The following is a 26,297-nucleotide window of genomic DNA, read 5'->3' as shown; positions in this document are numbered from 1 at the left end:
TGCGTTTATAAACCGGCACGCTCTTTAATCGCAGCGGCGATAGGCGAACCGCCGTGACCATTTTGCTGTGCCCACTGGTAATCTCCAGAGCTTGCTAAATCGTCAACAGAAAGACGACCAACCATGAAGGTACCAATTTCGTTTGAGCCATTTGTCATTGCAAATTGCAGAAGCGACTGACCGTTACACTGGATGCCCGAGTATACGTCACGCATGCGAACACGTGAATCACGTAATTTCTTGCGTAGGCGCATGGTGTCATCGCCTTGTACGTATGTGCATAGGCTCAACGCGAGTTCGTTTTGTGCTTTAGCTGGCTGACTGAAAGATACGCCAGCAACTGCTGTTGCCGCGATCAAAGAACCTAAGATAAATGATTTCATTGTGTGACCCCCATCACTTACAACTGTTCAATTTTTCGCCGCGAATAATACTATGAAATTAACGTTCATTCAATCACGCATGTTAAGGTAATTTATTGATTGAACAACAGTTTATTAACTTTTACGGTCGAGAATACGGGTAGTATATGCAGGTGTTTTGGCATTGGGCGCGGCAACATATTGCCGCTCAAGTTCTTGCCAGTTCTGATTTTTTTGATAATCAGGAAAGTGGGTATCGCCCTCAACATCAAGTTCGATATCGGTAACATATAGCCGATCACTGTAAGGAAAAAAAAGTTTATAAATTTTTCCACCACCAATGACCATGAGCTCTTCAACATCACCGGCAGCGGCGATTGCTTGCTCGACATTACTCACCCAAACCACGCCATCATCGGGGCTTTGATGCTGACGAGGTTGGGTAGAAAGTACAATATTTTTGCGTCCCGGCAAGGGCCGTCCCAAGGACTCAAAAGTTCTGCGACCCATAACAATTGGCTTACCCAATGTAATCTTTTTGAAATATTTCAGCTCGCTCGGAATATGCCAAGGCATCGCATTATCTTTTCCAATCACACGATTATTTGCCATGGCCGCTACCAGTGAAATTTTCATTGCGTCGCCCTTGTACACGGTTTTATTTTTGGTAAACGACTTCGACACCGTGGTCGTCGTCATCATCATCATCGAGATCGTCGTCTTGATACTCTTCAAGGACTTCATCGTGGTATGTGTCCCACTTAAAGTCGACGGTTTCTTCCTCTTGCGCTTTTTGGGCCTCCTCATGAGGCGACGGCAAGGTGTCGATATACTCAACCACATCATGACATAACTGCTGCGTGTTGCGGCCTTCTAATGCAGCTATTTGATACACCGGACCTTCCCATCCGAGTCGCTCAACTAAATCATCGACTAATTCTTGACGCTCTTCTTCAAGCACTAAATCAACTTTATTGATAACCAACCAACGTGGTTTATCGGCTAATTTGGGACTGTATTTTTCGAGCTCCTCAATGATGATGCGTGCTTGTTCAACAGGATCGCTTTCATCAAACGGTGCCAAGTCGACAAGGTGCAATAGTAGACGGCAACGTTCTAGGTGCTTCAAGAACTGAATACCTAAGCCAGCACCTTCAGCCGCTCCTTCAATCAAGCCAGGAATGTCAGCAATGACAAAGCTGTGATGGGCGGCTGGTCGCACCACACCTAAATTAGGTACTAATGTGGTGAATGGGTAGTCGGCAACTTTAGGTTTTGCGGCAGATACCGAACGGATAAAGGTCGATTTACCTGCATTAGGCATGCCTAATAGACCTACATCAGCCAACAACATCAGTTCCAGTTGTAGTTGTCTCACTTCACCCGGGGTGCCATTGGTCTTTTGTCGTGGCGCACGGTTAACACTGCTTTTAAAACGCGTGTTACCTAGCCCATGAAAGCCACCTTTCGCCACGATGATGCGCTGACCGTGGCGTGTTAAATCCCCGATCACCTCACCCGTATCAATATCTTTCGCACGCGTACCAGGGGGCACTTTTAAGGTAATATCTTCACCCCGCTTACCCGTACAATTTTTACTCATTCCGTTTTGACCACGTTCAGCACGGTGAAAGCGCTCAAAACGATAATCAATAAGGGTGTTGAGGTTTTCGTCGGCTTCTAAATAGACATCGCCGCCATCTCCGCCGTCGCCACCATCGGGGCCACCTTTGGGAATGTATTTTTCACGGCGAAAGCTGATACAGCCATTACCACCATCACCGGCTTCCACACGGATTTCTACTTCATCTACGAATTTCATGAGCGACTTCTTTTAGAACAATTCTTGAGGATACTAAGGTTAGCACATATGAAAAAGCCCTGCCGTAAAGGCAGGGCTTTTCAAATCTTTTAGGACAGCTGTAATTAGTCAGTGATTACACTGATAAATTTACGGTTTTTGCTGCCTTTAGTTTCGAAAGAAACTTTACCTTCCGCGGTCGCGAATAAGGTGTGATCTTTACCCATGCCTACGTTGCTACCAGCGTGGAATTTAGTACCACGTTGACGAACTAGGATGTTGCCTGCCAATACAGACTCACCACCGAAACGCTTAACACCCAGACGTTTACTCTCTGAGTCACGACCGTTTTTAGTAGAACCACCAGCCTTTTTGTGTGCCATGTGTCGTTACTCCTTAAATTAGCTGTTGATACCAGTGATTTTCACTTCTGTGAACCACTGACGGTGACCTTGTTGCTTACGTGAATGCTTACGACGACGGAATTTAACGATCTTCACTTTGTCGCCACGACCGTGATCAACGATCTCAGCTGTCACTTTGCCACCTGATACTAACGGCGCACCGATTTTTACATCGTTACCGTCAGAAACCATAAGAACCTGGTCGAACTCAACTACGTCTCCGGTAGCTGCTTCCAGTTTTTCCAGGCGGACGATTTGGCCTTCAGTCACACGGTGCTGCTTACCGCCACTTTGGAATACTGCGTACATAGTAATCTCCACTGCCCATTAGGCACTCGAATTTAAAATAGGTCGCGAATTCTACTGAATAAACAAAAGGATCGCAAGTCATTTCTGGCTTTCTTTATCAACTTCGCATGACCTTTGTTTAGCTTGTCCATCTCCACCGCCAATGGCTAGTAACACGCGCTCATATATTGTAACATCCAATCTCCGTTAAATTTACGTAAAGCATTTCATATTATGATGGATCTGAAGTCCATTAACGATCTCGCACATAACGACATGCAAGGCGTTAACGCGCTCATTGGCGAACAGTTGAGCTCTGATGTCGCGCTGATTAACCAACTCGGCATGTATATCGTGAATAGTGGCGGCAAGCGTTTACGTCCCCTACTTGCTGTTCTTTCGTGTCGTGCACTCGGCTATGAAGGCCGCGCTCACCTCTCGCTTGCGACTATTATCGAATTCATTCACACCGCAACATTGTTGCATGACGATGTCGTTGATGAGTCGGAATTGCGGCGTGGTCGCAAGACCGCTAACGCGGTATTTGGTAATGAAGCCTCGGTACTCGTCGGTGATTTTCTATATACCCGTGCGTTCCAAATGATGGTTCAGCTCGACTCGATGACGATTTTAAGCATTTTGGCGGATGCCACGAACGTGATCGCAGAGGGTGAGGTTTTGCAGTTAATGAACTGTAATGACCCGGATACCACCGAGGCACGCTATTTTGACGTTATTTATGGGAAAACTGCGAAGTTGTTCGAGGCAGCGACACAACTGGCCGGCATACTCACGGAACAAGACAGCACAGTGACCGAACAATTGGCTGACTATGGTCGCTATTTAGGCACCGCGTTCCAATTGGTCGACGATCTGATGGATTATACGTCTGATAGCGAAACAATGGGCAAAAACGCGGGCGATGATCTCGCGGAGGGTAAACCAACACTGCCACTGTTATACGCTATGTGGCATGGTGATGAAGCTGCTCGCAAGTTGATTCGAGAAGCCATCGAACAAGGTGATGGGCGCGAACACTTAGAAACCGTGCTTGCGGCTATGCACGCCACGGGCGCACTCGAATACACTCGTCAAAAAGCGCTTGAGGCGGCGCAACAGGCGCGCGAGAGTTTAGTCTTTTTGCCTGAATCAGAATACAAGCAAGCGTTGATCGCGCTGACTCATCTCGCGGTTGATCGCGTCGCATAAATAGGCTTAGCACGTAAGCCAGACATAAAAAAACCGCATGCCAGCATGCGGTTTTTTTGTTCGCCTCCGCGTTTACGATGCGAAGTCGATACCTTTCTGGATGTCGCCTTTCAAACCGTCGAGCATGTCGTCCATGCACTTCTGTTCGAATGCGCTTAACTTACCATAAGATAAGATTTCTTCTGCACCGTTCTTGCCTAAGCGAACTGGCTGTGCGAAGAATTTCGCGTTATCACCTGGACCTTCAACGTAAGTGCACTCGATAGTGTCTTGACCTTGCAAGCCGTTAACCAGTGATAGACAGAAACGAGCGGCTGCTTGACCCATAGACAACGTTGCAGACCCGCCGCCCGCTTTTGCTTCAACCACTTCGGTACCCGCGTTCTGGATACGGTGAGTCAAATCTTTGATCTCTTGTTCGGTAAACTCAACACCCTCAACTTGTGACAACAGTGGCAGAATCGTCGTACCGCTGTGACCGCCAATCACTGGAACAGTAACATTGGCAGGGTTCAAACCGCGCAGTTCAGCAACAAATGCTTCAGAGCGGATTACGTCGAGTGTGGTTACACCGAAAAGCTTCTGTTTATTGTAGACGCCCTTTTGCTTCAACACTTCAGCAGCAATCGGAACGGTGGTGTTCACTGGGTTAGTGATGATACCTACGCACGCGTCTGGACAGTTATCTGCTACACCTTCGACAAGATTCTTAACGATGCCTGCGTTCATATTGAACAGGTCAGAGCGATCCATACCTGGCTTACGAGGAACACCTGCTGGAATCAAAACGATATCGCTACCGACAAGTGCTGACGCTAAATCATCTTTACCATAACCGGTAACTTTTACGTCAGTTGGGATATGGCTCAGATCAACGGCTACACCTGGAACAACTGGGGCAACGTCATATAAAGACAGCTCAGAACCCGCAGGTAGTTGAGTTTTTAACAACAAAGATAACGCCTGGCCGATACCACCGGCCGCCCCTAATACGGCTACTTTCATCTCAGACTCCGTTTTTATGTTGGATTAGTGACTGCATAAGCATAGAATAGTTATGCGGATATGGCGCAAAACTGTACTCCAATAGGGCTTAAAATACAAATAAACTGATCTAGGCGAAGGGCATGACACAAGCAAAATTACTGGCAGCATTTAAAGCATTATTGAAAGAAGAACGCTACGGTTCACAAGGTGAAATCGTTGAGGCACTTAAGCAGCAAGGCTTTAGTAATGTCAGTCAATCCAAGGTCTCGCGCATGCTCAGTAAACATGGAGCGGTACGCACTCGTAATGCCAAACAAGAGATGGTTTATTGTTTGCCGGCCGAAATCTCAGTGCCCTCGGCCAAAGCACCATTAAACCAGCTTGTTTTGGATATTCAGCACAATGATGTCATGGTCATCATCCGCACTAGTCCCGGTGCAGCACAACTGATAGCACGGCTGCTCGACTCGGTCGGTAAAAAGGAAGGCGTACTCGGTACCATTGCCGGTGATGACACCATTTTTATCGCACCGTTAAAGGTCTCTGAGATTGATTTTACCTTAGAAAAAGTAAAATCATTATTCGAAGCACACTCGGTTGTCCCCGATAACGCAGAGTAAAAGCTAAGCTGTCTGTGGTTGCACAGAGGTCTTTAAAAAAGCACGGCTCGGTACAAAAAATGCCGAATTAACAATGGCTTGTGTGTAATCGAGTAAAGGATCGTATTGGCTTGAGTCGTCTTCGTGATAGCGTTGCTTGAGCCAATTCACTACCGCCTTCGGCTGGCACGTAAAATACATCGCTAACATACCTTGCTCTCGCGTATCACCCCACGCCATATTTTGCCGTAGCAATGGAATGGGTTGTTCATTTTTATCCAACAAACGCGCCTTGCTGGCATGGGTGACGCCGACAATATCGGCTTCAGGCAACTTTTCAGCCGTGACTTTGTCACGCCCGACGATTTGCTCTTGCCGCTGTGCGCCTAAGTAATCCCAACGCTTAAGGTCGTGCTTAAATTTTTGCACGAATAGATAGCTACTATGTTCGAATTGCTCGCTTTGTTGTTTTTCGACCAGTGCTACGCTGCGACGGCGCAAGCCACGAGGATTATCGGGCGCATCGATAAATCCCATCAGATCACGACCATCTAGATAACGAAAGCTATGAACATGTTCGGCTATTTCAATATCGTAACCGAGCCATTCGTTAAGCGTACGAGCCGCCAAATAATTAGCGTCGTAGCGATCAGAACGGATGCTGATAAGTAAATCATACACTTGTTCGGGCGCTTCACGGTGGCCCTCACGTAAATCGGGAAAACCATTAAAGCCCTCAGGTCGTCGGTCGGGATACAGAATATCCCAATACTCACTCCCTACCGCGATAAAGCCATTGAGCATCGCCTCAGAGAAACGGTCACTGAGTTCATCGATAATCGATGGAATACGAGCAATTTTGCGACGCATGACATCCACATCATCGGTCATAACATGGCAAAACAGACTCAGCCCATGTAGATTAGGCTCGTCACAAATTCCGGATTGCGCTTTTAACAAAGTGTATCTCCGTTCCAGTTAAACGTTATTTTAGTTATTTTTACATTCATCGGAACTGCAGGCATTATAGAATGCCTGTAAATTACACAGAATCGCAAGGACAAAATCATGCGCCAGTTGATTTTAGCCGCCAGCATCATGTCGCTGGTATCATGTGCAACTCAACCGCACACGTCACCTAATGCCGAAACGAATGCGGTCAGTCAGCAAACTTCGGTTACACAATCATTTCATTCGCTCGCTAATACGATATGGGACGATTTGTCCGCCAGTCATAAAACAGCACTACCCGACATGTCGCCGGATGCGTTGCAAGCGCGTTACAAAAAGCACGCCGACTGGTTAGCACAGTTGAACGCTATTGATGTAAGCCAACTCAGTACACAAGACCGCATTAACCACGCCATGATCAAGTACTCGTTAAAGAATAGCGTAGACGAGTATCGCTTTAATGCCCACTATATGCCACTCACAGCAGAGGGCTCGTTTCATTCGTCACTCGCATTTATGCCGGGCTATACGCGCTTTGAATCGACTCAGGACTACCGCGACTATCTCAGTAAGTTGGCTACTGTCCAGCGTTATATGACGCAGCAAACTGACTGGCTACGTAAGGCAATAGAGGAAGGCTACACGCAACCTAAAGCCGCGATGGAAGGATTTGAAGAAAGTATCCTTGCTTATATTGTGCAAGATCCTGAGCAAAGCGTTTATTTTGACCCGTTCAAACAACAACCGCGCTTTATCGATGATGCCACTTGGACTGAGTTGCAACAACAAGCGCGTACCGTCATCGATAACCAGATTATGCCCGCTTACGATGACTACTTTACTTTTATGGTCACCGAGTACTTGCCGAACTCACGTGATTCTATCGGCGCATACGACTTACCTAACGGCAAGGCGTTTTATAAGAATCGCATCGAGCATTACACCACAACCGATATGAGCGCCGAAGAAATCCACCAAATTGGGTTGAGCGAAGTTAAGCGTATTCGTGCGGAAATGGACGAAGTGATCGCTGAATCAGGCTTTGACGGTGATTTCGATGAGTTCGTTGAATTCTTGCGTACCGATGACCAGTTTTATGCGGACACACCGGAAGAGCTGCTGCAAACGGCTGCGTTAGTTGCGAAGCAGATGGATGGAAAGTTACCTGGCTTATTCAAAACGTTACCGCGTAAACCTTATGGTATTGCACCGGTACCGGACGAGATCGCTCCGAAATACACAACCGGTCGTTATAAAGGCTCAAACCGGGCTGACCAAGCGGGCTATTATTGGGTTAATACTTATGCACTGGACCGTCGTCCCTTGTACCAAATTCCCGCATTGACCTTACATGAGGCCGTGCCAGGTCACCATTTGCAGAATGCTATCGCCGGCGAGATGGAAAATGTACCGGAGTATCGTCAGCAAACCTATATTTCCGCCTTTGGTGAAGGCTGGGGCTTGTACTCTGAATATTTAGGTTTAGAAGCTGGTTTTTATCAAGACCCATACAGCAACTTTGGTCGCTTAAGCTATGAAATGTGGCGTGCAGCTCGTTTAGTAGTGGATACGGGTATGCATGCCATGGGCTGGAGCCGTGAGCGTGCGATTGACTTTATGGCGAGCAACACAGCGCTATCGTTACATAACGTGAAAACTGAAATTGATCGCTATATCACTTGGCCCGCTCAGGCACTGTCTTATAAGCTAGGCGAATTAAAAATTAAAGCACTGCGCAAACAAGCAGAAGACGAGCTTGGTAGTGACTTTGATCTACGCGAGTTCCACGATGCGATACTCGAGAACGGCAGTGTGCCACTGGATGTATTAGAACAGCATATTAATCAATGGATTGCAGAACAAAAGTCGGCATAACCAAGACGACTGGTAGATAAAAAAGGCTTGCCGTATTGGCAAGCCTTTTTTTATGAACCGATGTTATCGACTACGACGACTTAGGCGTTTTGACTCGCTGCACAACCGCGTACATCACCGGGACAACAAACAATGTCAGTACCGTGGCAAAGCCTAAACCAAACATGATGACCGTCGCCATACTCGCAAAGAAGTCATCCAATAATAGCGGTAACATGCCTAATATCGTGGTTGCAGCCGCCATAAATACCGGTCTTACACGACTGACCGAAGCATCCACTAAAGCTTGATACGCAGGCTTACCTTCTTCGAGCTCAACGTTCACTTGTTCGAGTAATACGACACCGTTTTTGATTAACATGCCTGAAAGACTGAGAAAGCCCAGTAATGCCATAAAGCCGAAAGGCATATTCAGCACTAACAAGCCTAAGGTGACCCCCACAATCGATAACGGTACTGTGGTCCACAATACGGTCGCTAAACGGATTGAGTTAAACAGCAATACGGTAATAATAAACATCGCCAGAAAGCCCAGTGGTAGAGACCCAAATAGTGCTTTCTGTGCTTTATTCGACGCTTCGTGCTCTCCACCCCACTCGATAGAGTAACCAAGCGGTAGCTTCATTTGTTCAACTTTGGGTTTTACCCGTGCAAATACCGCCGCCGCGGTTTCATCGCCTAAGACATCGTGATCGGCCATCACTGTCAGCGTGCGTTTTCTATCACGACGCATAATTAGGGCGTTTTCCCAGACCACATTAATATCTTGAACCACCTGTCCTAGCGGCAAGTAGCGATCGAGTACGGGGCTGTATATTTGCAGTTCACGCCAGTTATCTAAATCAACTCGCTCTTGAGCCGGCGCGCGAGAAACGATAGGCAGCAAATCGGTTCCGTCACGATAAATGCCAACGGTTCGGCCCTCAAAGTTGGTTTTGAGTAAATGGTCGACATCCTGTTTAGTAATGCCGAGTCGGCGCGCCGCCGCTTCGTCAAATTGCGGTCGAAGTAATTTGGTCTTTTGGCGCCAATCGTGGCGAATATTCATTGCCCCTGGATCGTTGCGTAAAATTGATTCGGCTTGCTGAGCCAGTTGACGTAAGACTTCTGGATCCGGACCACTGATGCGCGCTTCTATCTTCGCGGGCGTTGCTGGGCCGATATTGACACGTATAAGTTTATCTTCGACTTGAGGGTGGTGCTGTCTTATATACTGACGCGTGTCTGCCATCACCTTCAACATGGTGTCTTTATCAGCAACCCGCACTATCAATTGCGCGTAACTTTCGTAAGACTTCTCTACTAAGTAGGTCAAGGTAAAACGGGGGGCGCCCTGACCAATGGTGGTGGCAACCGACGCAACCTCAGGTTGTGCCAACAAGTATTGCTCGGCGCGTCTTGCATCCTGAGCGGTAAAACGAATGTCCGTACCCTCCGGATACCAGAGATCAACGTAAAACATCGGCGTCGTGGACGGCGGAAAAAATGCCTGCTTTACTTGTTTGAAGCCCACAGCCGAAGTCACCAATAGCGCTAGCATGGCTAACATAGTGAGTAAACGATGCTGCAAGCACCATGATAAAACACGTTGATACCCTTTAAATACGGGGTGACCATATACGTCATCGCCATCTGCCGCCGATTTATCCCCCTCTTTATACATTCGGTCTGCTAAAAAGGGGATGAGTGTTAGCGCGGTTACCCAACTGAGTAGTAGCGAAATCAACAACACCCAAAACAGGCTTCCTGCAAATTCCCCCGTCGCATCAGAAGATAACCCGATAGGCGCAAAGGCGATTATGCCAATCACGGTAGCACCGAGTAGTGGCCATTGATTCTGACGCACTACCGTCACCGCGGCTTTAAGTTTGGTTTGTCCGCGTTGCATGCCGACAATCATTCCATCGGCAATAACAATCGCGTTATCCACCAGCATGCCTAGCGCAATAATGAGCGCCCCTAGCGACACGCGCTGGAGGTTGATATCAAAAATATTCATGAAGATGAACGTGCCCAATACGGTCAGTAGCAGCACACCACCAATCAGAACCCCGCTGCGAAAACCCATACTCAGCAACAGTGCAATAATAACGATGACGACTGCCTCGACTAAGTTCATCAAGAAATTATCGACGGAGTTTTCAACCTCATGCGGTTGGTCGTAAATGCGCTCGACACTCATACCGACCGGCTGCGCGTAACTGAGTTCATCGAGACGCTGATTAATGCGCTTACCGACATCGACGACATTAACGTTGTCAGCAAACGATACGCCCAACCAAATAGAAGGCTGCCCATTAAAACGCACGATATGACTCGGGATTTCTTTGGTATCACGGTAAATCTGTGCAACGTCACGTAAATAAATGCGTTGTTGGGCTCCCGGATTACTAATGACCAAATTGGCGAGCTCCTCGACGGATTCAAACTCGCCCGTTGTGGCAATCCGAAAGCGTTCCTCATCTACGGTGACTCGCCCGGCATCAGCCACGGTATTTTGCGTAGTCAACAGATTGGCAATCCGGCTGGTTGGAATACCCATATTAGAGAGCTTAGAGCGGGATACTTCAACGATCACCTCTTCCTGTTGCTCGCCACTGGCAATCACCTTACCAACGCCTTCGACCAAAACCAGTTCACGACGCAAGAAATCCGCGTAGTACTCAATATCTTGATAATCATAACCTTCACCAGTAATAGCGAGCAGCACACCATAAACATCAGCGAAGTCGTCACGAATGATCGGTTGCTGTGTACCCGGTGGTAAATTTCGTGCACTGTCATTGATTTTACGGCGCAATTCATCCCAAATTTGCTCGAGGTCATCGGCACGATAAGTAGACTTCATCTCAACCGTTATTTGCGACAGACCGGGCTTCGAAATCGAGCGGATATTGTCGACATAACTGAGTGACTGAATGGCATTCTCAAGTGGATAGGTGACCTCTTCTTCGACTTGTTGTGCTGAAGAGCCCGGATAAGCGGTAATCACCATCGCCTGCTTAATGGTAAACTTTGGGTCTTCAAGTCGCCCAAGCTGCAACAAGCTCACGATGCCGCCGACCAGCAGAACAATAAGTAATAGCCAACTGCTGGTTTTTCGTTCCATACTGTATTGAGCAATATTCATTACAGCCCCCGCTCACGGTGCCATTCACGCACTTGCTGTTGCGGCTGTAACTGATAAACACCCGCGCTGACAATACGCTCACCGGCTTCGAGCCCGTCGGTGACGAGTAGACCCTCATTGGTCATGTTTCCCACTTCGACGCTTCGCTTTTCGACTTGCATTTGCGCATTGACTACCCAGACATAGTGTTGGTTATCTTGCTCATCAAACACGGCCGTTGAGGGCACCAAAACGCCTTCAAGAGTGCCACGCATAACTTGTCGTAAATCAACAATAACCGTTGCTGTCATGCCCGGCAGAATATTTAACTGATCCGGTCGTGGTAAGGTAAACACCACCTCATAGGTGTTGGTAGCGGGGTCTGCCTGCGAATCCCACTCTTTCAAGTGACCGACAAAACGTTTCTGCGGTGCGGCATCAAATACCACCGTCGGCTCATAGTTGAGGTTTTTGTTCACTTGTGCAAAAAGGTTTTCTGGTACTTGAATTGAAACATCCACTGCGTTGGCTATTTGCAACGTCGCAATCGGTTGCTTTGCTTGAACGTTTTCGTAGCGTTCAACGGGGCGCTGAGCTATTACACCATCGAAAGGTGCGCGTAGTTCGGTATAGCCTAAGTTGGCCTTGGTGGTTTCATAATTTGCGCGGGCCACAGCAAGTTCTGATTCGATTTGATCGAACTGTGCCTCAGACATCAGCCCCTGTTCAACCAGTTGCTTATTACGTTGATACTGTGACGACGCCAAGTCGAATTGCGCTTTTGCTTGTTCCATCGCCAGACGGTAGTCGGTCGGGTCAAGGCGAGCAATGAGGTCGCCCTTTTGCACTTCGGCGCCTGAGCGCACCGGGAGCTCGGTGATTTCACCCGCAACGCGAAACGTTAGCTGTGCCACCTCGGCTGCCTCAACAACGGCTGGAAATTGGCGTAGTTGCTCACCTCCTGCATCCTGCACTGTGACGATCCGCACTGGACGGGGTGGTTTCTCTGTCGAGGCGTTACTGGACGCCGGCTCGGAGCATGCTGTTAACAAAAACACCGTGCATAGTGTGATGCAGCCAATCATTCGATTCATTTTGGAACTCCCATTGAGCGCAAATTAATAGGAAAAGCTTTGCTTATTGAATAGTTTAGCGCTAAGTTAAATTTAGTTATATTGAAAAAATCTTTTCAACTACTTCAGTTTTTATGAATATATTACATCTCAAAATGATGGCCAGCGTCGCCGCTTCCGGCTCGCTTCAAAAGAGTGCTCAGCAACTACACCGTAGCCAGTCAGCTATTAGTATGGCACTCAAGAAACTCGAACAAGATGCTGGCTTTGCGCTGTTTAATCGCGACGGCTATCGCCTGCAATTAACAGCGCACGGTCAACAGTTTTTACGGCAAGCTGAAGAAGTACTGCGTCAGCATGAACGCCTGGATACGTTGTCCGGTCGTTTGCGCACCGGTGCTGAACCTCATTTGACGCTGTGTTTTGACCACACCTGTGATGCGCGTTATTGGTTCGATGCCATAACCTTAGTACAAAGCGAATTTCCCGCCACCGAATTACGCTTTGAGGGCGAATCCCAGCTACGCGCCCTACGACGCATTAATCAGGGGGAAGCGGATCTCGCGATTTGTCCCTGGCTGCCGTTGTTTCGGCAGTACGGCGAGTTTGAGACACTCAAAGTGAGTCCCTTTCAACTTGTCGTTGTGATGCATAGTCAACTTGCCAAAGAAAATGGCGGTGTGCCTGATAATCGACAACAACTGCTGGGGTTGCCGATGTTAGTGCCGCAAGTACTCGAAGTTGGCATCAATGTCGACGCTATCCTAAAACTCCCGAGTCAGCGACGTATTCAAACCAGTGACGTGGCGACACAACGAGATATGCTCGTTGCTGGCCTAGGTTGGGGGGCGATTCCAATGCACATGGCCGCACCTTATTTGGCCAGTGGCGAGTTGGTACAAATCGAAATTCCGGGGTTCGTGCAACGGGTCAATTTAGAAGTACACATTATACGTTCGGCAATACGGAGTCCGGGCCCTGCGGCTGAGGCCATTTGGCAAGCATTTGCCGAATAGGCCGCCGATATTTCAAGCCTCCTGTTATTCATAGTATTTATACCCTACATTGTCTGATTTATAGCCGCCTGCCGTGTGAATTTGCAGGAAAATGCGTATAATGCCCGCCACTAGTGAAGTCATTATTTCTCATGCAAACACACAAGAGGTAACTGGAGTGCTAAAAGAATATCGTCAGCACGTTGAAGAGCGTGCCGCTGAGGGCATCCCTCCGAAGCCATTAACGGCTGAACAAGTTGCAGATTTAGTTGAGCTGCTAAAAAACCCACCCGCTGGTGAAGAAGCATTTTTAGTCGAGCTCCTTTCAGAGCGCGTACCTCCAGGCGTCGATGAAGCAGCTTATGTGAAAGCAGGCTTCTTGAGCGCAGTTGTTAAAGGCGACGTCGAAAGCCCTGTTATTAGTAAAGAACAAGCCGTTAAGTTGCTAGGTAACATGCACGGTGGCTATAACATCGAAACCTTAGTTGCCTTGTTAGATGACGCTGAATTAGGTCGTCTTGCGGCTGAAGAGCTTAAGCACACCATTTTGATGTTCGACGCCTTCCACGACGTTGAAGAAAAAATGAAAGCGGGCAACGCGCTTGCAAAAGAAGTCGTTGAATCATGGGCTGAAGGTGAGTGGTTCACTAGCCGTGACAAGATGGCGGACGAAATTAAAGCGACTGTATTCAAAGTGACCGGTGAGACCAACACCGATGACTTGTCACCTGCGCCGGATGCATGGTCACGCCCTGATATTCCTTTGCACGCTAAGGCGATGTACAAAATGCCGCGTGAAGGCATCACCAATGCTGGCGAGCAAATTGAAGAACTTAAAAAGAAAGGTCATCCCGTTGCATTCGTAGGCGATGTTGTGGGTACTGGCTCTTCACGTAAGTCAGCGACTAACTCTGTACTTTGGAACATCGGTGAAGATATGCCAGGTACGCCAAACAAGCGTGCAGGCGGTATCTGTATCGGTGGTAAAGTCGCTCCTATCTTCTTCAACACGATGAAGGACGCGGGCGCATTAGTATTTGAAGCCGACGTTGAGAAAATGAACATGGGCGATGTGATCAGCATCTTCCCATACGAAGGCAAAATCAAAAACGAAGCGGGCGAAGTCATCGCTGAATATGATTACGCATCGCGCGTCATCCTAGACGAAGTGCGTGCAGGTGGCCGTATCAACTTGATCATCGGCCGTGGTTTGACTGCAAAAGCGCGTGAATCATTGGGCTTAGGCGCAAGCGATTTATTCTTAACGCCTGAGCAACCACAAGACAGTGGTAAGGGCTACAGCCTTGCTCAGAAACTGGTCGGTAAAGCATGCGGTATGGAGGGCGTACGCCCAGGTACTTATTGTGAGCCGCAAATGGCAACCGTAGGTTCACAGGACACCACCGGTCCAATGACCCGTGACGAACTCAAAGACTTAGCGTGCCTTGGCTTTAACTCTGACTTGGTCATGCAGTCATTCTGTCACACCTCTGCGTATCCAAAACCAGTTGATGTTGAGACTCAGCACACGTTGCCAGACTTCATCATGAACCGTGGCGGTGTATCACTGCGCCCAGGCGACGGTATCATCCACAGCTGGTTAAACCGTATGTTGTTACCAGACACGGTAGGTACTGGCGGTGACTCTCATACTCGTTTCCCACTGGGGATTTCTTTCCCTGCGGGTTCTGGTTTGGTCGCTTTTGCTGCAGCAACAGGCGTTATGCCGCTGGATATGCCTGAGTCGGTATTGGTGCGTTTTAAAGGTAAGATGCAGCCAGGTATCACATTACGTGACCTTGTTCATGCCATCCCAGCGTTTGCGATTAAAGACGGTTTGTTAACAGTCGAGAAACGCGGTAAGAAAAACGCATTCTCGGGTCGTATCTTAGAAATTGAAGGCCTCGAGCATCTAACTGTTGAGCAAGCGTTCGAATTGTCAGACGCTTCTGCAGAGCGTTCAGCGGCAGGTTGTACTATCAACCTTTCAGAAGAGTCAGTGGGTGAGTACTTACGCTCAAACATCACTATGTTGCGTTGGATGATCAACGAAGGCTATGGTGATGCACGTACACTTGAACGCCGTGCGCGTAAGATGGAAGAATGGCTTGAGAACCCGTCATTGATGCGTGCAGATAAAGACGCTGAATACGCAGAAGTGATTGAAATCGACCTTGATGAAATCAAAGAGCCTATCGTTTGTTGTCCGAACGACCCTGACGACGCTAAATTCTTGAGTGAAGTCGCTGGCGATAAAGTTGACGAAGTCTTCATCGGTTCTTGTATGACCAATATCGGTCACTTCCGTGCAGCCGGTAAGTTGCTTGAGAAGAACTCTGATCCGTTGAACACTCGCTTATGGATTGCGCCGCCAACGAAAATGGATAAGGCTCAGCTTGAGACTGAAGGTTACTACGACATCTACGAACGTAATGGCGTTCGGACTGAGATGCCGGGTTGTTCACTGTGCATGGGTAACCAAGCACGTGTGGAGCCAAACTCAACGGTGTTATCGACCTCAACGCGTAACTTCCCTAACCGTTTAGGTGATGGCGCAAACGTTTACCTTACTTCTGCAGAACTTGCAGCAGTCGGTGCTATCGTTGGTCGTTTACCGACACCAGAAGAGTACCTTGAGTACGCGCAGGACATTAATGCGATGGCTGGCGAAGTTTATAAGTATCTAAACTTTGACCAAATGGATGCGTTCCGTGACGCTGAAAAAGCAGCGAAAGAGAACATTATTCCGACTATCAACGTTGCTTAATCGCAGCGCCTGATTAAGTCAAAGTAAAAAGCCCTGCAGTTTTGCTGCGGGGCTTTTTTAATGGTTGATTAACAGCCGTCAGTTCTGTGTGCGACAAACGTGCCGCGTGAATTAATCGGTTGGGTAAAATAAACGCGACAATTGTCATCGGCTATCTCACCGTCATCATCACGATCAAAACCAATATAGGTTTGATGACGCTCACCGACTTCAATAATGACATCCTCTGAGAAACTTACCATTTTTGCCACTTCGAAGTTATCAGGCCCCAATTGACCCAGGTCATTCTTTATTAGCTTGATGTCACGGCTGACATTGTTACGCGGATTCTCTTGGTCTGAGATGGTATCGGCTTCGATAATGCCGTCACCATTGACGTCTAACCAAAGGCTTCCATTCACGTCAATAACTCGGTTAGGTAGCTGCAATGCAGCATCAATATGCTTGGAGGCTTCCGTCAAGGTACCCGACATCGACTTAACCGCATTGGTCCGTGCTGCGGTACCAAAGTCAAAAAACTTAGGCGCCGCCGTCACCGCTAAGACACCAATGACCACAATAACAATAATCAACTCAATCAGGGTAAAACCTGCATTTAACTTCTGTTTACTCAAAACAACTCCTATCTTGCTGTCACTGTCACGTAAACGGTGTCTTGGTAACGACCCGCACGTTGATACTTCACGTCATCCACGATGACACCCATATCAAAACGTCGCTTGCCTGAGTAACTTTGCTGGTAGCTGCGTTGGTAGGTAGTGGTCGCGGGAAAACGGTTGCCATCAAAAAGGATCTCATACGCAATACGACTGCTACTGTCTTGCTGATGTACTAACGCACGGTCCTCCGAATAAATCGATACGTCGTAAAGACTGTTACTAAATACTTTTAATCGCCAATCGGCACGCGCTCCGTCATTAAGGCTGCCTAAATCTACTTGGTAGTGGCCGCCATGACCGCGCACCGAATCACTGTGTGAGCGAGCGACTTCAATACTGACAACGGCAGGCATGTAAAACCCAAGATCGACCACTTTATCCACCAATGTATTGCGACCATCCTTAGATTGAATAACTAGAGCAGCCGAGTACGCGCCAGCCGTAATCACTCGATGTGCGTCAATACGTAACCATAGATTAAGATGCTGATGACCGTTGTAATCAACGACCCAAGAGCGACGTCCATCGACCGTGCGCACCGGCAAAGGCTTGCGATTGGTATTAAGTAAAGTCGCATCGAGTTGGGCGCCGCCGTCACCGATGAGTTTGAAAGGTCCGTTATCCACAGCACTAAAAATCAAACTATCGATGCAAGGACGTCCCTCTCGAAATGCCTGCACTTTTATCGGCAATAAAATTTCATCGTCAAACCGCACCGAATTGTATTGGTTGACTTGCACATCAAAGTCACCCGTGCACTGGTGTGGGTAACGACCATCAGCTTGTGCCACAGCTGACACCAGAAAAATAAACACGATTATGAACCTTTTCATGGTTGCACCTCGCTTACGGTAATAATCCCCGCATCAATTAAATTTTCTTCCGCTGCTTTAAAGTTCACTTTTGCTTGATACTTACCTATCACTAACTTGTAAGTACCTGGCGCAATGCCCTCGACCGCAAAACGGCCCCTGCGATTGGTAAATACATCTAACACCAATCCATTTCCAACCAGTTCGCCACGCTCTAAGCTCAACGGCTGACCTGATTCGTCTTGGATATAGCCCAAGACTAAATAAGCGGCATCAGAACCCACGGTAATGACGCGTCCAGTCACACTGCCACCGCTCGAATCATATAAACCTGGACCCCAGTTATAACCGAGCGGCGCATCAGGCACATTGACAATAACGCTGGTTTCACTAAAGGGTGCTCCGAGGGCGACAAGTCCTGCTAGGGTGTCGCCTGCCCGCGCTTCGATCTCACCCAAATAGTCGGGGTTAACCTCAACGTGGCTATCTGCTAGCGTTTCATGCTTATTAATCAATGCGAACGGTGCATCAACAATACTCGACATGCCAAGGCTTCCGTCTGCAAAACCGAGCGTCGTACTCAGCGATGTGCGATAGATGTCAAAACTAGCGCCCGACTCGAGTTCAAGTTTTGATGCCGTCAGTTCGCCGCGCATACGGTTACCGGTGTAACTGCCGCTGGCACGAATATCCCGAAGTTGTGGGTTATCGATACCATAGATTTCGTAGCCATAGTTGCCTACACGGTTGCGGTTAATACGACCAAAGCTCGCTTGCGCCTGTTCCCTGCGGTCATCGTATTCAACCCTTGTACGCAACTGGCTACGTGAATCATAGCTGTTCCACGAAACACTCAAAAACACGCCGTCTTGTTGCTGAGTTAACGGATCGACAAAGTTACTGCGATAATATTCGGCACTTAACAGCCAACCGCGACTGCGCCAGCTGAGTCGTAACGAATCGGTATTGATGGTTGTGCCATCCACCGCTTCGTAACGCGACACACTGGCTGTTAAATCCAACTCGTCATTGAAAAAGTAGGTGTAGTCTGCCGTCACCCGTCGATCATCAAACAGTGCAAGAGGTTGGGTGGCTACTGTGGGGGCAAACTCAACTCTTTTCTCAAAACTAAAGCGCAAGTTAGGCGAGCTGTTGTAGCCACTTCCCCAAACCGAGAACCCCATATCGATAGATGCTGCATAGCCGTTAAATTCATCTAATTTAGATTGGGAGCCTCGCAATGTAATGACACCAATGTCAAAACCATAGGATACCGTAGTGCCGACAATATGGCCCAAACTACTGAGCTCGAGGTTCATGCCGGCAGTGAAACTATCTGAGAAACCGTAATCGTAATAGCCAGAAAATGTCAGCTCATCCGCGTAGTTATAAGAAAACTCTTCAAATTCCGATGCATAACCTAGCTGAAAAGAGAAATCCGAAAGACCTTTACGCAACAATGCGCCGCTATAGAAATTATCAAAGCGAAATGTCTGAGTTGTGCCATCTTCGAACGTGGCGACGACCAACACCTCATTGGCGCCAGCAGTGAACGGTAAATCATTTAACTCATAACGACCCGGGTTAAATTGCTGACGTAAGACCGTAAAACCGTTCACTTGGATCTCAACATCTGCGCTCGAAGGGAGATAGAATTGCTGACTGTTACCTGGACTAATTTCACGACGCGGTTGCAACTCTCGATAAGCCCGCGAAATACCAATGCCACCCATATTGAGTCCACTCACATGCCCACTCGTAAAGGTAGTTAAATCGCCTAACTCATAGCGCAATGGCAATTGAGGGTTATCGTGAAATAGTGTGACCTCGCCGCGGTAAAACTCGTTATTGCCCTCATCATCGCGATCGGCAAAGGCAGACCAGCGCGCATTCACACCATCATATCCTCCGACGTTGGCTGATCCGAGCCACTCTAATGCAAAGCGCGTGTCCGATTCGACGGTCTCCGTCAACAGGTTAAAACGATTTAGGCTTGCAATCGTTGCCGTACTATCAGGAATCACCACGTAATCGGCAGCGCCATAATTCAACTCGGTCGGACGCAGAGCACTACCGGCTAGCTTTGCCGTTAGACTCATATTTTGCGGTGAAAAATCGATGAAAATACCGCGATCTTGTAATGCAGTAATGGGTATTAAGCTGTCAGAATAAGCCTCTAACCATTGAATAGTGTCATCATTCAGCATACGGCCCATTGAGCTCAGTAATGACTGTTTCACGACAGCAACGACTTGACCCGCTTGAATGGTCGCTGCAATATCCTTGATATCACGTTCGTTGTAACTGACCGGCAGGTCAATGGCATACTGTTGAGATTGAGCAGGTAATGCGTAAGCCGAAGCAGACGCACTAACGATCATCAGCCAATTCAATGCGCGCATCTTGGACTCGTCCTTGCTCATTTAGAGACGCCAAAGCTAATCGGATGGTATGCGATGGCATCAAATAGGAAACCGGCAATAATTCGCGGTACATGGTCCAATCAACAGCACGCTCACCATCAGAATTTATGATCAGTTGACTGCCATTGAGATTAACGACTTGGTTTCCGTTGTTAGTGAGTACCAACTCACATTCTTTATTCGTATTGTCGCAATCCAGTTGCTGTTGCAAATCTTCGATACCTTGTTGTGGGTTAACAAACAACAAAGTGGCAAAATTAAATACCATATTGATCTCTGGCTCACCGTTCGGCTCACTCTTCAGTGGCAATTGTTTGAATACAATCCGATAGGACTGCGTTTCAGCTAGGCGGGGGTCACCAATAAATTGCGCACGAAACACTTGATACGATTGAGCCGCCACCTCGATTTGCGGTGGCAAGACAATGATGTCATCAGTTTCTACAAGCTGTTCGACTTGGTTGTCATCGAAGCTTCGTTTATACACTTCCACTTCGAGTGGCAGGGTGGTTTCGCTCGGGTTTGCGACACGATACGTCACACGGTTATTACCGCTGGTCGCCTGGATTTCAGCGATCATCGGCTCCACTTCGTAGGCATCTACCAGCACAGCAACGAGTACTAGCAGCCACAACATCGTTTTCTTTAACATGGCTGAACTCTTGAGATTATTCGGGAAAGTTAAGCCATCGCCCAAGGGCGATGGCTTAGAATGAAAAACTCAATTAGTTAGGTGTAACAGTGACAGTGATTGTGTCGCTGTAGTCACCTGCACGCTCATAACCCGTTGGTGCTGGAGATACTTTCAATGTACGGCGGTGGAGGTCACCATTGGTATTGTTACCCACCATGTTACCGTTACCAGTCATTGAATAAGGAGAGGTTAGAGATACGCCCACTGCGGCGCCGTGATCCATGGTATATGGAATGAAGCCTGCTTGTGGATCGTTATTAAGTGCCAATACACCACCGTTTTGTGAGCTATAAGTGATGGTTGGCATTGCGGCTGTATTACACCAAAAACCAACACCAAAGCCTGCTGTTGCAACGCCGTCTAACGCGATGGTTTTTGAAGGACCACTGCTGTTATCGACTTTACACACTTTCTCAACGGTACCGTTAACAGTGAATGAAGTAGTATCGGTATTGCTTAAGTCCATTTGCTCAGCAACTGCTGCGGTGGTGGTGAATAAACTAGCAACTAAGAGGGTTTTTACTGAAGTTTTCATTTTGCGAAATCCTAATTTTCGCAACCCGGCTATCTGAGATACATCTCAACAAACTCTGAGACCCGTGGCTTTCCGTCCTCATTTCACAATGAGTTTGGCAGTTAAACAAAGTTAATTATTTAGCTGCAACCCGGCTATCTTCGTTTTTATTTTTAGAAGACCCGAAGCTTTCCGTCCCCACCTCGCGATGGGTTTGGCCGACTTGATTTCACCGTAGTGTTGTCAAGTTGAGATGTATTCTAGAAGAGCCGTTATGTATTCGCCAGATCGATTAATCAATTTTTTTTCAATCGTCTAGTAAATTATTGAATCATAAATAAATATTATGTAAGTTTTTTGTTAAGACGGCGACCCGAATGGGTCGCAGCCTCATGTCAGACATCATTTTTGACGTCGATTTAGCAACATAAATACCACAGGTATCAGCACCATTGAAACTAAGGGGGCCAACACCATTCCGCCCACCATAGGAGCCGCGATGCGTTGCATTACATCGTTACCAATACCCGAACCCAACATAATTGGCAGCAACCCGACAATAATGGTAGCGACAGTCATTGCTTTGGGTCGAACCCGCTTTAACGCCCCCTCCTCTATCGCAGACATTAATTGAGCTACGTCTGTGTCGCGTGCTTTCCATGCCTGATTAAGGTAGAGCAGCATAACGACCCCAAATTCAGCAGCCACGCCAGCCAACGCGATCATGCCAACGATAACCGCAAGCGACAGTTGGTAATCCAATAGATAAATGAACCATAGGCTACCGGCCAAAGCTAATGGCAGCGTCGCAATCACTAAAAGTGACTGGGAAATCGAGTTAAATGCGGCATACAGCAAGCACAGGATAACCACCAATGTGATAGGAATAATCAGCTGAAGATCGCGCTCCACTTGTTGCATGGCCTCAAACTGCCCAGTCCAGCTCCAGTTGTAGCCTTCGGGTAAATCAAGAGCCTGTAACTGTGGCGTCAGTTCGGCAATAAATTCTGAACTCGTGACACCTGCAGCAGGTTCAATAAATATCCAACTACTGAGCCGCGCATCTTCACTTTTAAGTACTGCTGGGCCTTCTGTCAGACGGATATCGGCAATATCACTGAGCACTAACCAACGACCCGATTCACTGTAGATCTTGAGCTCCCTCAGCTTATCAACATGATCACGCAATGCACGTGGATAGCGCACGTTGATAGGAAAACGTTGTTCCCCTTGAATCGACGTGGCGACCTGTTGTCCACCTACCGCATGGGTAATGAGCTGTTGCAGTTCAGCCTGCGAAACACCGTATCGGGCCGCTTCGTCGAGCTTAGGCGCGATCTCAATATAGCGACCCGATTGTGCACGCTCAGCTATAGCAGATGCTGTTGCAGAACTTGCTTTGACTTGCTTTTCGATTTGCATAGCCATGGTTTGTAGCTGCTCAGGTTCAGAGCCACTGACTTTTATTGCTAACGGCGTTTTTACCCCTGTTGCAAGCATTTCAATACGCGTTCGTATGGGCATGACCCACGCATTAGTCAAGCCAGGCACTTGCACATATCGGTCTAACTCGGATTTAATGTCGTTAATCGTTTTGCCCTCAGGCCAGCTCGACTCAGGCGTCAATGTGATGCTGGTTTCGATCATGGTGAGGGGCGCTGGGTCGGTTGCCGTATCAGCGCGACCCACTTTACCAAACACTCGCGCTACTTGTGGATGTTGGGCGATTAACTGATCGGTTTGCTGTAGCAGCTGAGAAGCTTCCTCAACGCTAATGCCTGGCAGCGTTGTTGGCATATACATCAGATCGCCCTCGTACAACGGCGGCATCAATTCATAACCAAGCTTTTGCCACGGGTAGGCGGCACTGGCTGTAATTACGATAGCCAGCACGATAGTGAGCTTTGGCCATTGCAGCGCACTGTCGAGCAGTGGCCGATATAACCACACAAGTAGGCGCGTGATAGGGTTTGTTTCCTCTTTGGGGATTTTGCCACGGATAAAAAACCCAATAAGCACTGGAATCAGCGTGATAGCGAGCAGCGCAGCACACGCCATGGCGAGCGTCTTTGTATACGCTAAAGGTTCAAACAAGCGCCCTTGTTGACCTTGTAAAGCAAAGATAGGCAAAAAACTAACAGTAATAATTAGCAGCGAAAAGAATAACGAGCCTCCGACTTCAGTGCAGGCAGCTAAAAGCACCCGCTGCCTTTCGGCCCCCTGAGGTTGTCGTTGATGGGCATGCTCGTATGACTGCAAATGCTTATGGGCATTTTCGATCATCACAATAGCCGCATCCACCAATGCGCCGATGGCAATGGCAATCCCCCCGAGGCTCATGATATTTGCCGTGATGCCCATCAGGTTCATGATCCATAACGCAATCAAAACAGACAGGGGCAAGCTAATCACTGCCACTAATGTTGAGCGAGCGTGTAGCAAAAAGATGAAACAAATCACCGCTACAAACACCATTTCTTCAACCAGTTTACTGCTGAGGTTATCGACCGAGGCATTAATCAACTCGGAGCGATCGTAAGTCGAAACGATTTCGATCCCCTCGGGTAAGCCCTGAGCAAGCTCTGCTAATTTAGCTTTAACGCCGTTGATCGTCTTGAGTGCATTACTATCGTAACGCATGACAATAATCCCACCGACCACTTCACCTTGCCCATTAAGGTCCGCAACCCCTCGGCGCAACTCAGGACCTATCCGTATGTGAGCCACATCACCTAAGGTGATAATACCGTCGTGAGCAGATGGCTTACCGATAGGTAGACTTCGAAAGTCATCTATCGATTGTAGATAACCCAAACCGCGCACCATGTACTCGGCCTCGGCCATTTCAACGACGGAACCACCGACTTCAGCATTGGCATTTTGAATCGCCGAAGTCACGTCACTTAAACTTAATTGGTAGCGTCGCAGCTGACTCGGCTCAACCACGACCTGATAAGTCTCTACCATGCCACCTACGCGTGCTACTTCGGCGACACCTTTAACGCTCTGCAATCCTTGCTTTAAGTACCAGTTCTGAATACGCGTTAACTCGCCTAAGTTATGCTTTCCTGTACGATCCACCAGCGCGTACTGATAAATCCAACCGACACCGGACGCATCCGGACCCAACCTTGGTTGTACGCCGTCTGGGATTTGTCCTTGGGCTTGATTCAGATATTCAAGCACTCGGCTGCGAGCCCAGTAAGGATCCGTACCTTCCTCAAAAACAATGTAAATATACGAATCGCCAAAAAACGAGAAACCGCGAACCGATTTTGTCTTAGGTACCGAAAGTAACGTACTCGATAGTGGATAAGTCACTTGTTCTTCGACTACTGCCGGTGCTTGACCTGGATAGCTGGTTTTAACCACCACTTGCACGTCGGATAAGTCGGGGATCGCATCGAGTTGCGTGTCTTTCAATGAGTGAAGGCACACTAAGGTCACGGCTATCGATAGCAACAAGACCAACCAACGGTGCTTTAAACTCAGTTCAATAAGACGATTAATCATGCATCCCCCCGTGTGAGTGCTGCATCATTGGCATCGTTGCATCTTGCGCTGGCAGTAAGCCCTGCATTGAGGCTTCCGAATCAAGCATAAATTGACCATTAGTGACCACTTTTTCACCGGCGGCTAAGCCGCTCAAAATTTGCACTTGGTCGCCCACTCGCATGCCGACTTTTACTGACTTGACAGTAAACTCGTTATCGCTCGCCTTCACCACAACACGATTTTGCTGTCCCACTTGGATTAGACTTGATACGGGTATGACCACGGCAGGTTCCAGCGTTGCTACTTCAACCTGCGCGTTGAGCCAGCTCCCCACCGCTAATGTCGCGCTCCCTACTTGCAAAGGAACGCGAGCACGTAACGTTTGTGTGGCATTGTCGATATCAGGGTATATGTAGTCGATCATACCCATCCAGTGCCCCTGCACCGAATTCGATGCAATATGAACTGTCTGTCCGGCTTCAACCTGGTTCCGATATCGTTGTGGTATATCAAGCATGAGCCAGAGTGCCTGCTGCCCGCTAATCGTCATCACCGACTGTTCTGGCATGATATACATACCCTCTTGAATGTTGAGCGCGGTGACATAACCTGACTGTGGCGCAAAATAGTCGACCGTATAACGGGTTTCTTTGGTGCGTTCCAAACGCGCTATTTGTTCATCGGACATGCCTAAAAGCTTTAGCCGAGTGCGGCCGCGTTGCTTGAAACTGGCTTGCTTTTCGGCACTTCCGACTTGTTGCAGTGAATTCAGCAGCTGTAAGTAATCGTCTTGTGCGACCACCAATTCAGGCGCGTAGACCTGATACAACGGTTCACCTTTTGTTACTTGTGCACCTTCGACATCTACGTAAAGTTTCTCAGTCCATCCTTTAGCGCGAGGGTGGACATGGATTTGCTCGTTTTCAGCCCACTGCACTTCGCCTTGAACCATTAACTTAGGTTTGAGCGCTTGCCGTGTTGCCGTTGTGGTCGACAGCTTAATCGCCTGTTGTTGTTGCTGACTCACTTCAAACAATGGCGTCATCGCAGAACTGTGCTGCGCATGCTCCATCGTCATTTTTTGTGATGACTTTAAAACCAAATCCATGCCACAAATAGGACACTGACCTGGCTCGTGCTGAGTGACTTCACTGTGCATTGGGCACACATATACAGGCTCTTGTGCAGAGACAAACGGAATAACTAGGATCATTAAGATCCAAAAAATACGACTTTTCATGACGTTCACCTAAATTGAAAAAAACCAACGCTATTTTGTT

General features: G+C 48.0%; 21 protein-coding genes and 2 riboswitches. Of the genes, 5 read left to right on the top strand and 16 right to left on the bottom strand.

Features of this window, described 5'->3' with window-relative positions:
* Positions 1-5 precede the first annotated feature (5 nt).
* The 5 genes from BFR57_RS06055 to rplU all read right to left on the bottom strand — a co-directional run bounded on the left by BFR57_RS06055 (position 6) and on the right by rplU (position 2,876).
* Complete coding sequence (locus tag BFR57_RS06055) at positions 6-383, bottom strand: DUF3718 domain-containing protein (protein ID WP_071463122.1); 378 nt, start codon at positions 381-383, stop codon at positions 6-8.
* Between the two features lie 114 nt (positions 384-497).
* Positions 498-998 carry a type 3 dihydrofolate reductase gene (folA, locus tag BFR57_RS06050; RefSeq protein ID WP_071463121.1) on the bottom strand — a complete coding sequence of 167 codons (501 nt, stop codon included), beginning with the start codon at positions 996-998 and terminating at the stop codon, positions 498-500.
* A 22-nt stretch (positions 999-1,020) separates the two neighbouring features.
* Positions 1,021-2,184, bottom strand: coding sequence for an Obg family GTPase CgtA (gene cgtA, locus BFR57_RS06045; protein ID WP_071463120.1), 1,164 nt, complete (start codon positions 2,182-2,184; stop codon positions 1,021-1,023).
* Between the two features lie 104 nt (positions 2,185-2,288).
* A complete protein-coding gene (gene rpmA, locus BFR57_RS06040; protein ID WP_006956701.1) occupies positions 2,289-2,546 on the bottom strand; it encodes a 50S ribosomal protein L27 in 258 nt (85 codons plus the stop codon).
* An 18-nt stretch (positions 2,547-2,564) separates the two neighbouring features.
* Positions 2,565-2,876: a 50S ribosomal protein L21 gene (gene rplU, locus BFR57_RS06035; protein ID WP_006956702.1), complete on the bottom strand. Its 312-nt coding sequence runs from the start codon at positions 2,874-2,876 to the stop codon at positions 2,565-2,567.
* A gap of 216 nt (positions 2,877-3,092) precedes the next feature.
* On the opposite strand from rplU, the gene ispB reads away from it, so the two are divergent.
* A complete protein-coding gene (gene ispB, locus BFR57_RS06030) occupies positions 3,093-4,064 on the top strand; it encodes an octaprenyl diphosphate synthase (RefSeq protein WP_071463856.1) in 972 nt (323 codons plus the stop codon).
* Positions 4,065-4,136: 72 nt separating this feature from the next.
* On the opposite strand, the gene mdh is transcribed toward ispB, so the two are convergent.
* Complete coding sequence (gene mdh / locus BFR57_RS06025) at positions 4,137-5,069, bottom strand: malate dehydrogenase (protein ID WP_071463119.1); 933 nt, start codon at positions 5,067-5,069, stop codon at positions 4,137-4,139.
* 122 nt (positions 5,070-5,191) lie between these two features.
* Here mdh and argR point away from each other — a divergent pair, with 122 nt between their 5' ends.
* Positions 5,192-5,671, top strand: coding sequence for a transcriptional regulator ArgR (gene argR, locus BFR57_RS06020; RefSeq protein WP_071463118.1), 480 nt, complete (start codon positions 5,192-5,194; stop codon positions 5,669-5,671).
* A gap of 3 nt (positions 5,672-5,674) precedes the next feature.
* On the opposite strand, the gene BFR57_RS06015 is transcribed toward argR, so the two are convergent.
* Complete coding sequence (locus BFR57_RS06015) at positions 5,675-6,610, bottom strand: Dyp-type peroxidase (RefSeq protein ID WP_071463117.1); 936 nt, start codon at positions 6,608-6,610, stop codon at positions 5,675-5,677.
* Positions 6,611-6,718: 108 nt separating this feature from the next.
* Here BFR57_RS06015 and BFR57_RS06010 point away from each other — a divergent pair, with 108 nt between their 5' ends.
* Positions 6,719-8,476 carry a DUF885 family protein gene (locus BFR57_RS06010; RefSeq protein WP_071463116.1) on the top strand — a complete coding sequence of 586 codons (1,758 nt, stop codon included), beginning with the start codon at positions 6,719-6,721 and terminating at the stop codon, positions 8,474-8,476.
* Between the two features lie 70 nt (positions 8,477-8,546).
* On the opposite strand, the gene BFR57_RS06005 is transcribed toward BFR57_RS06010, so the two are convergent.
* On the bottom strand, positions 8,547-11,606 hold the full coding sequence (locus tag BFR57_RS06005; RefSeq protein WP_071463115.1) for an efflux RND transporter permease subunit: 3,060 nt from the start codon (positions 11,604-11,606) through the stop codon (positions 8,547-8,549).
* A complete protein-coding gene (locus tag BFR57_RS06000; protein WP_071463114.1) occupies positions 11,606-12,679 on the bottom strand; it encodes an efflux RND transporter periplasmic adaptor subunit in 1,074 nt (357 codons plus the stop codon). Before BFR57_RS06000 ends, BFR57_RS06005 begins: the two co-directional genes overlap by 1 nt.
* A 113-nt stretch (positions 12,680-12,792) precedes the next feature.
* On the opposite strand from BFR57_RS06000, the gene BFR57_RS05995 reads away from it, so the two are divergent.
* Together BFR57_RS05995 and BFR57_RS05990 are read left to right on the top strand one after the other, a co-directional pair.
* Positions 12,793-13,674, top strand: a complete 882-nt coding sequence (locus BFR57_RS05995) for a LysR family transcriptional regulator (RefSeq protein WP_071463113.1) — start codon at positions 12,793-12,795, stop codon at positions 13,672-13,674.
* Between the two features lie 157 nt (positions 13,675-13,831).
* On the top strand, positions 13,832-16,420 hold the full coding sequence (locus BFR57_RS05990; RefSeq protein WP_040488192.1) for a bifunctional aconitate hydratase 2/2-methylisocitrate dehydratase: 2,589 nt from the start codon (positions 13,832-13,834) through the stop codon (positions 16,418-16,420).
* A 68-nt stretch (positions 16,421-16,488) separates the two neighbouring features.
* Here BFR57_RS05990 and BFR57_RS05985 read toward each other — a convergent pair whose 3' ends face one another.
* The 7 genes from BFR57_RS05985 to BFR57_RS05955 all read right to left on the bottom strand — a co-directional run bounded on the left by BFR57_RS05985 (position 16,489) and on the right by BFR57_RS05955 (position 26,257).
* Positions 16,489-17,034, bottom strand: a complete 546-nt coding sequence (locus BFR57_RS05985; RefSeq protein WP_071463112.1) for a prepilin-type N-terminal cleavage/methylation domain-containing protein — start codon at positions 17,032-17,034, stop codon at positions 16,489-16,491.
* Between the two features lie 8 nt (positions 17,035-17,042).
* Complete coding sequence (locus BFR57_RS05980) at positions 17,043-17,912, bottom strand: hypothetical protein (protein ID WP_071463111.1); 870 nt, start codon at positions 17,910-17,912, stop codon at positions 17,043-17,045.
* Positions 17,909-20,293: a fimbria/pilus outer membrane usher protein gene (locus BFR57_RS05975; RefSeq protein WP_071463110.1), complete on the bottom strand. Its 2,385-nt coding sequence runs from the start codon at positions 20,291-20,293 to the stop codon at positions 17,909-17,911. Before BFR57_RS05975 ends, BFR57_RS05980 begins: the two co-directional genes overlap by 4 nt.
* Complete coding sequence (locus BFR57_RS05970; protein WP_071463109.1) at positions 20,262-20,966, bottom strand: fimbria/pilus periplasmic chaperone; 705 nt, start codon at positions 20,964-20,966, stop codon at positions 20,262-20,264. The genes BFR57_RS05975 and BFR57_RS05970 overlap by 32 nt, the downstream gene beginning before the upstream one ends.
* Positions 20,967-21,039: 73 nt before the next feature.
* Positions 21,040-21,543, bottom strand: coding sequence for a hypothetical protein (locus BFR57_RS05965; RefSeq protein WP_071463108.1), 504 nt, complete (start codon positions 21,541-21,543; stop codon positions 21,040-21,042).
* Positions 21,544-21,559: 16 nt separating this feature from the next.
* Positions 21,560-21,652: riboswitch (cyclic di-GMP riboswitch) on the bottom strand.
* 12 nt (positions 21,653-21,664) lie between these two features.
* Positions 21,665-21,751, bottom strand: a riboswitch (cyclic di-GMP riboswitch).
* A 173-nt stretch (positions 21,752-21,924) separates the two neighbouring features.
* Positions 21,925-25,035: a CusA/CzcA family heavy metal efflux RND transporter gene (locus tag BFR57_RS05960; RefSeq protein WP_071463107.1), complete on the bottom strand. Its 3,111-nt coding sequence runs from the start codon at positions 25,033-25,035 to the stop codon at positions 21,925-21,927.
* A complete protein-coding gene (locus tag BFR57_RS05955) occupies positions 25,028-26,257 on the bottom strand; it encodes an efflux RND transporter periplasmic adaptor subunit (RefSeq protein ID WP_071463106.1) in 1,230 nt (409 codons plus the stop codon). The genes BFR57_RS05960 and BFR57_RS05955 overlap by 8 nt, the downstream gene beginning before the upstream one ends.
* Between the last annotated feature and the right edge of the window lie 40 nt (positions 26,258-26,297).

Origin of the sequence: Idiomarina sp. MD25a (assembly GCF_001870515.1) — a bacterium.
Lineage (GTDB): Bacteria > Pseudomonadota > Gammaproteobacteria > Enterobacterales > Alteromonadaceae > Idiomarina.
Note: the sequence above shows the minus strand (reverse complement) of the source record. Positions and strands in the feature narration are given on the sequence as shown.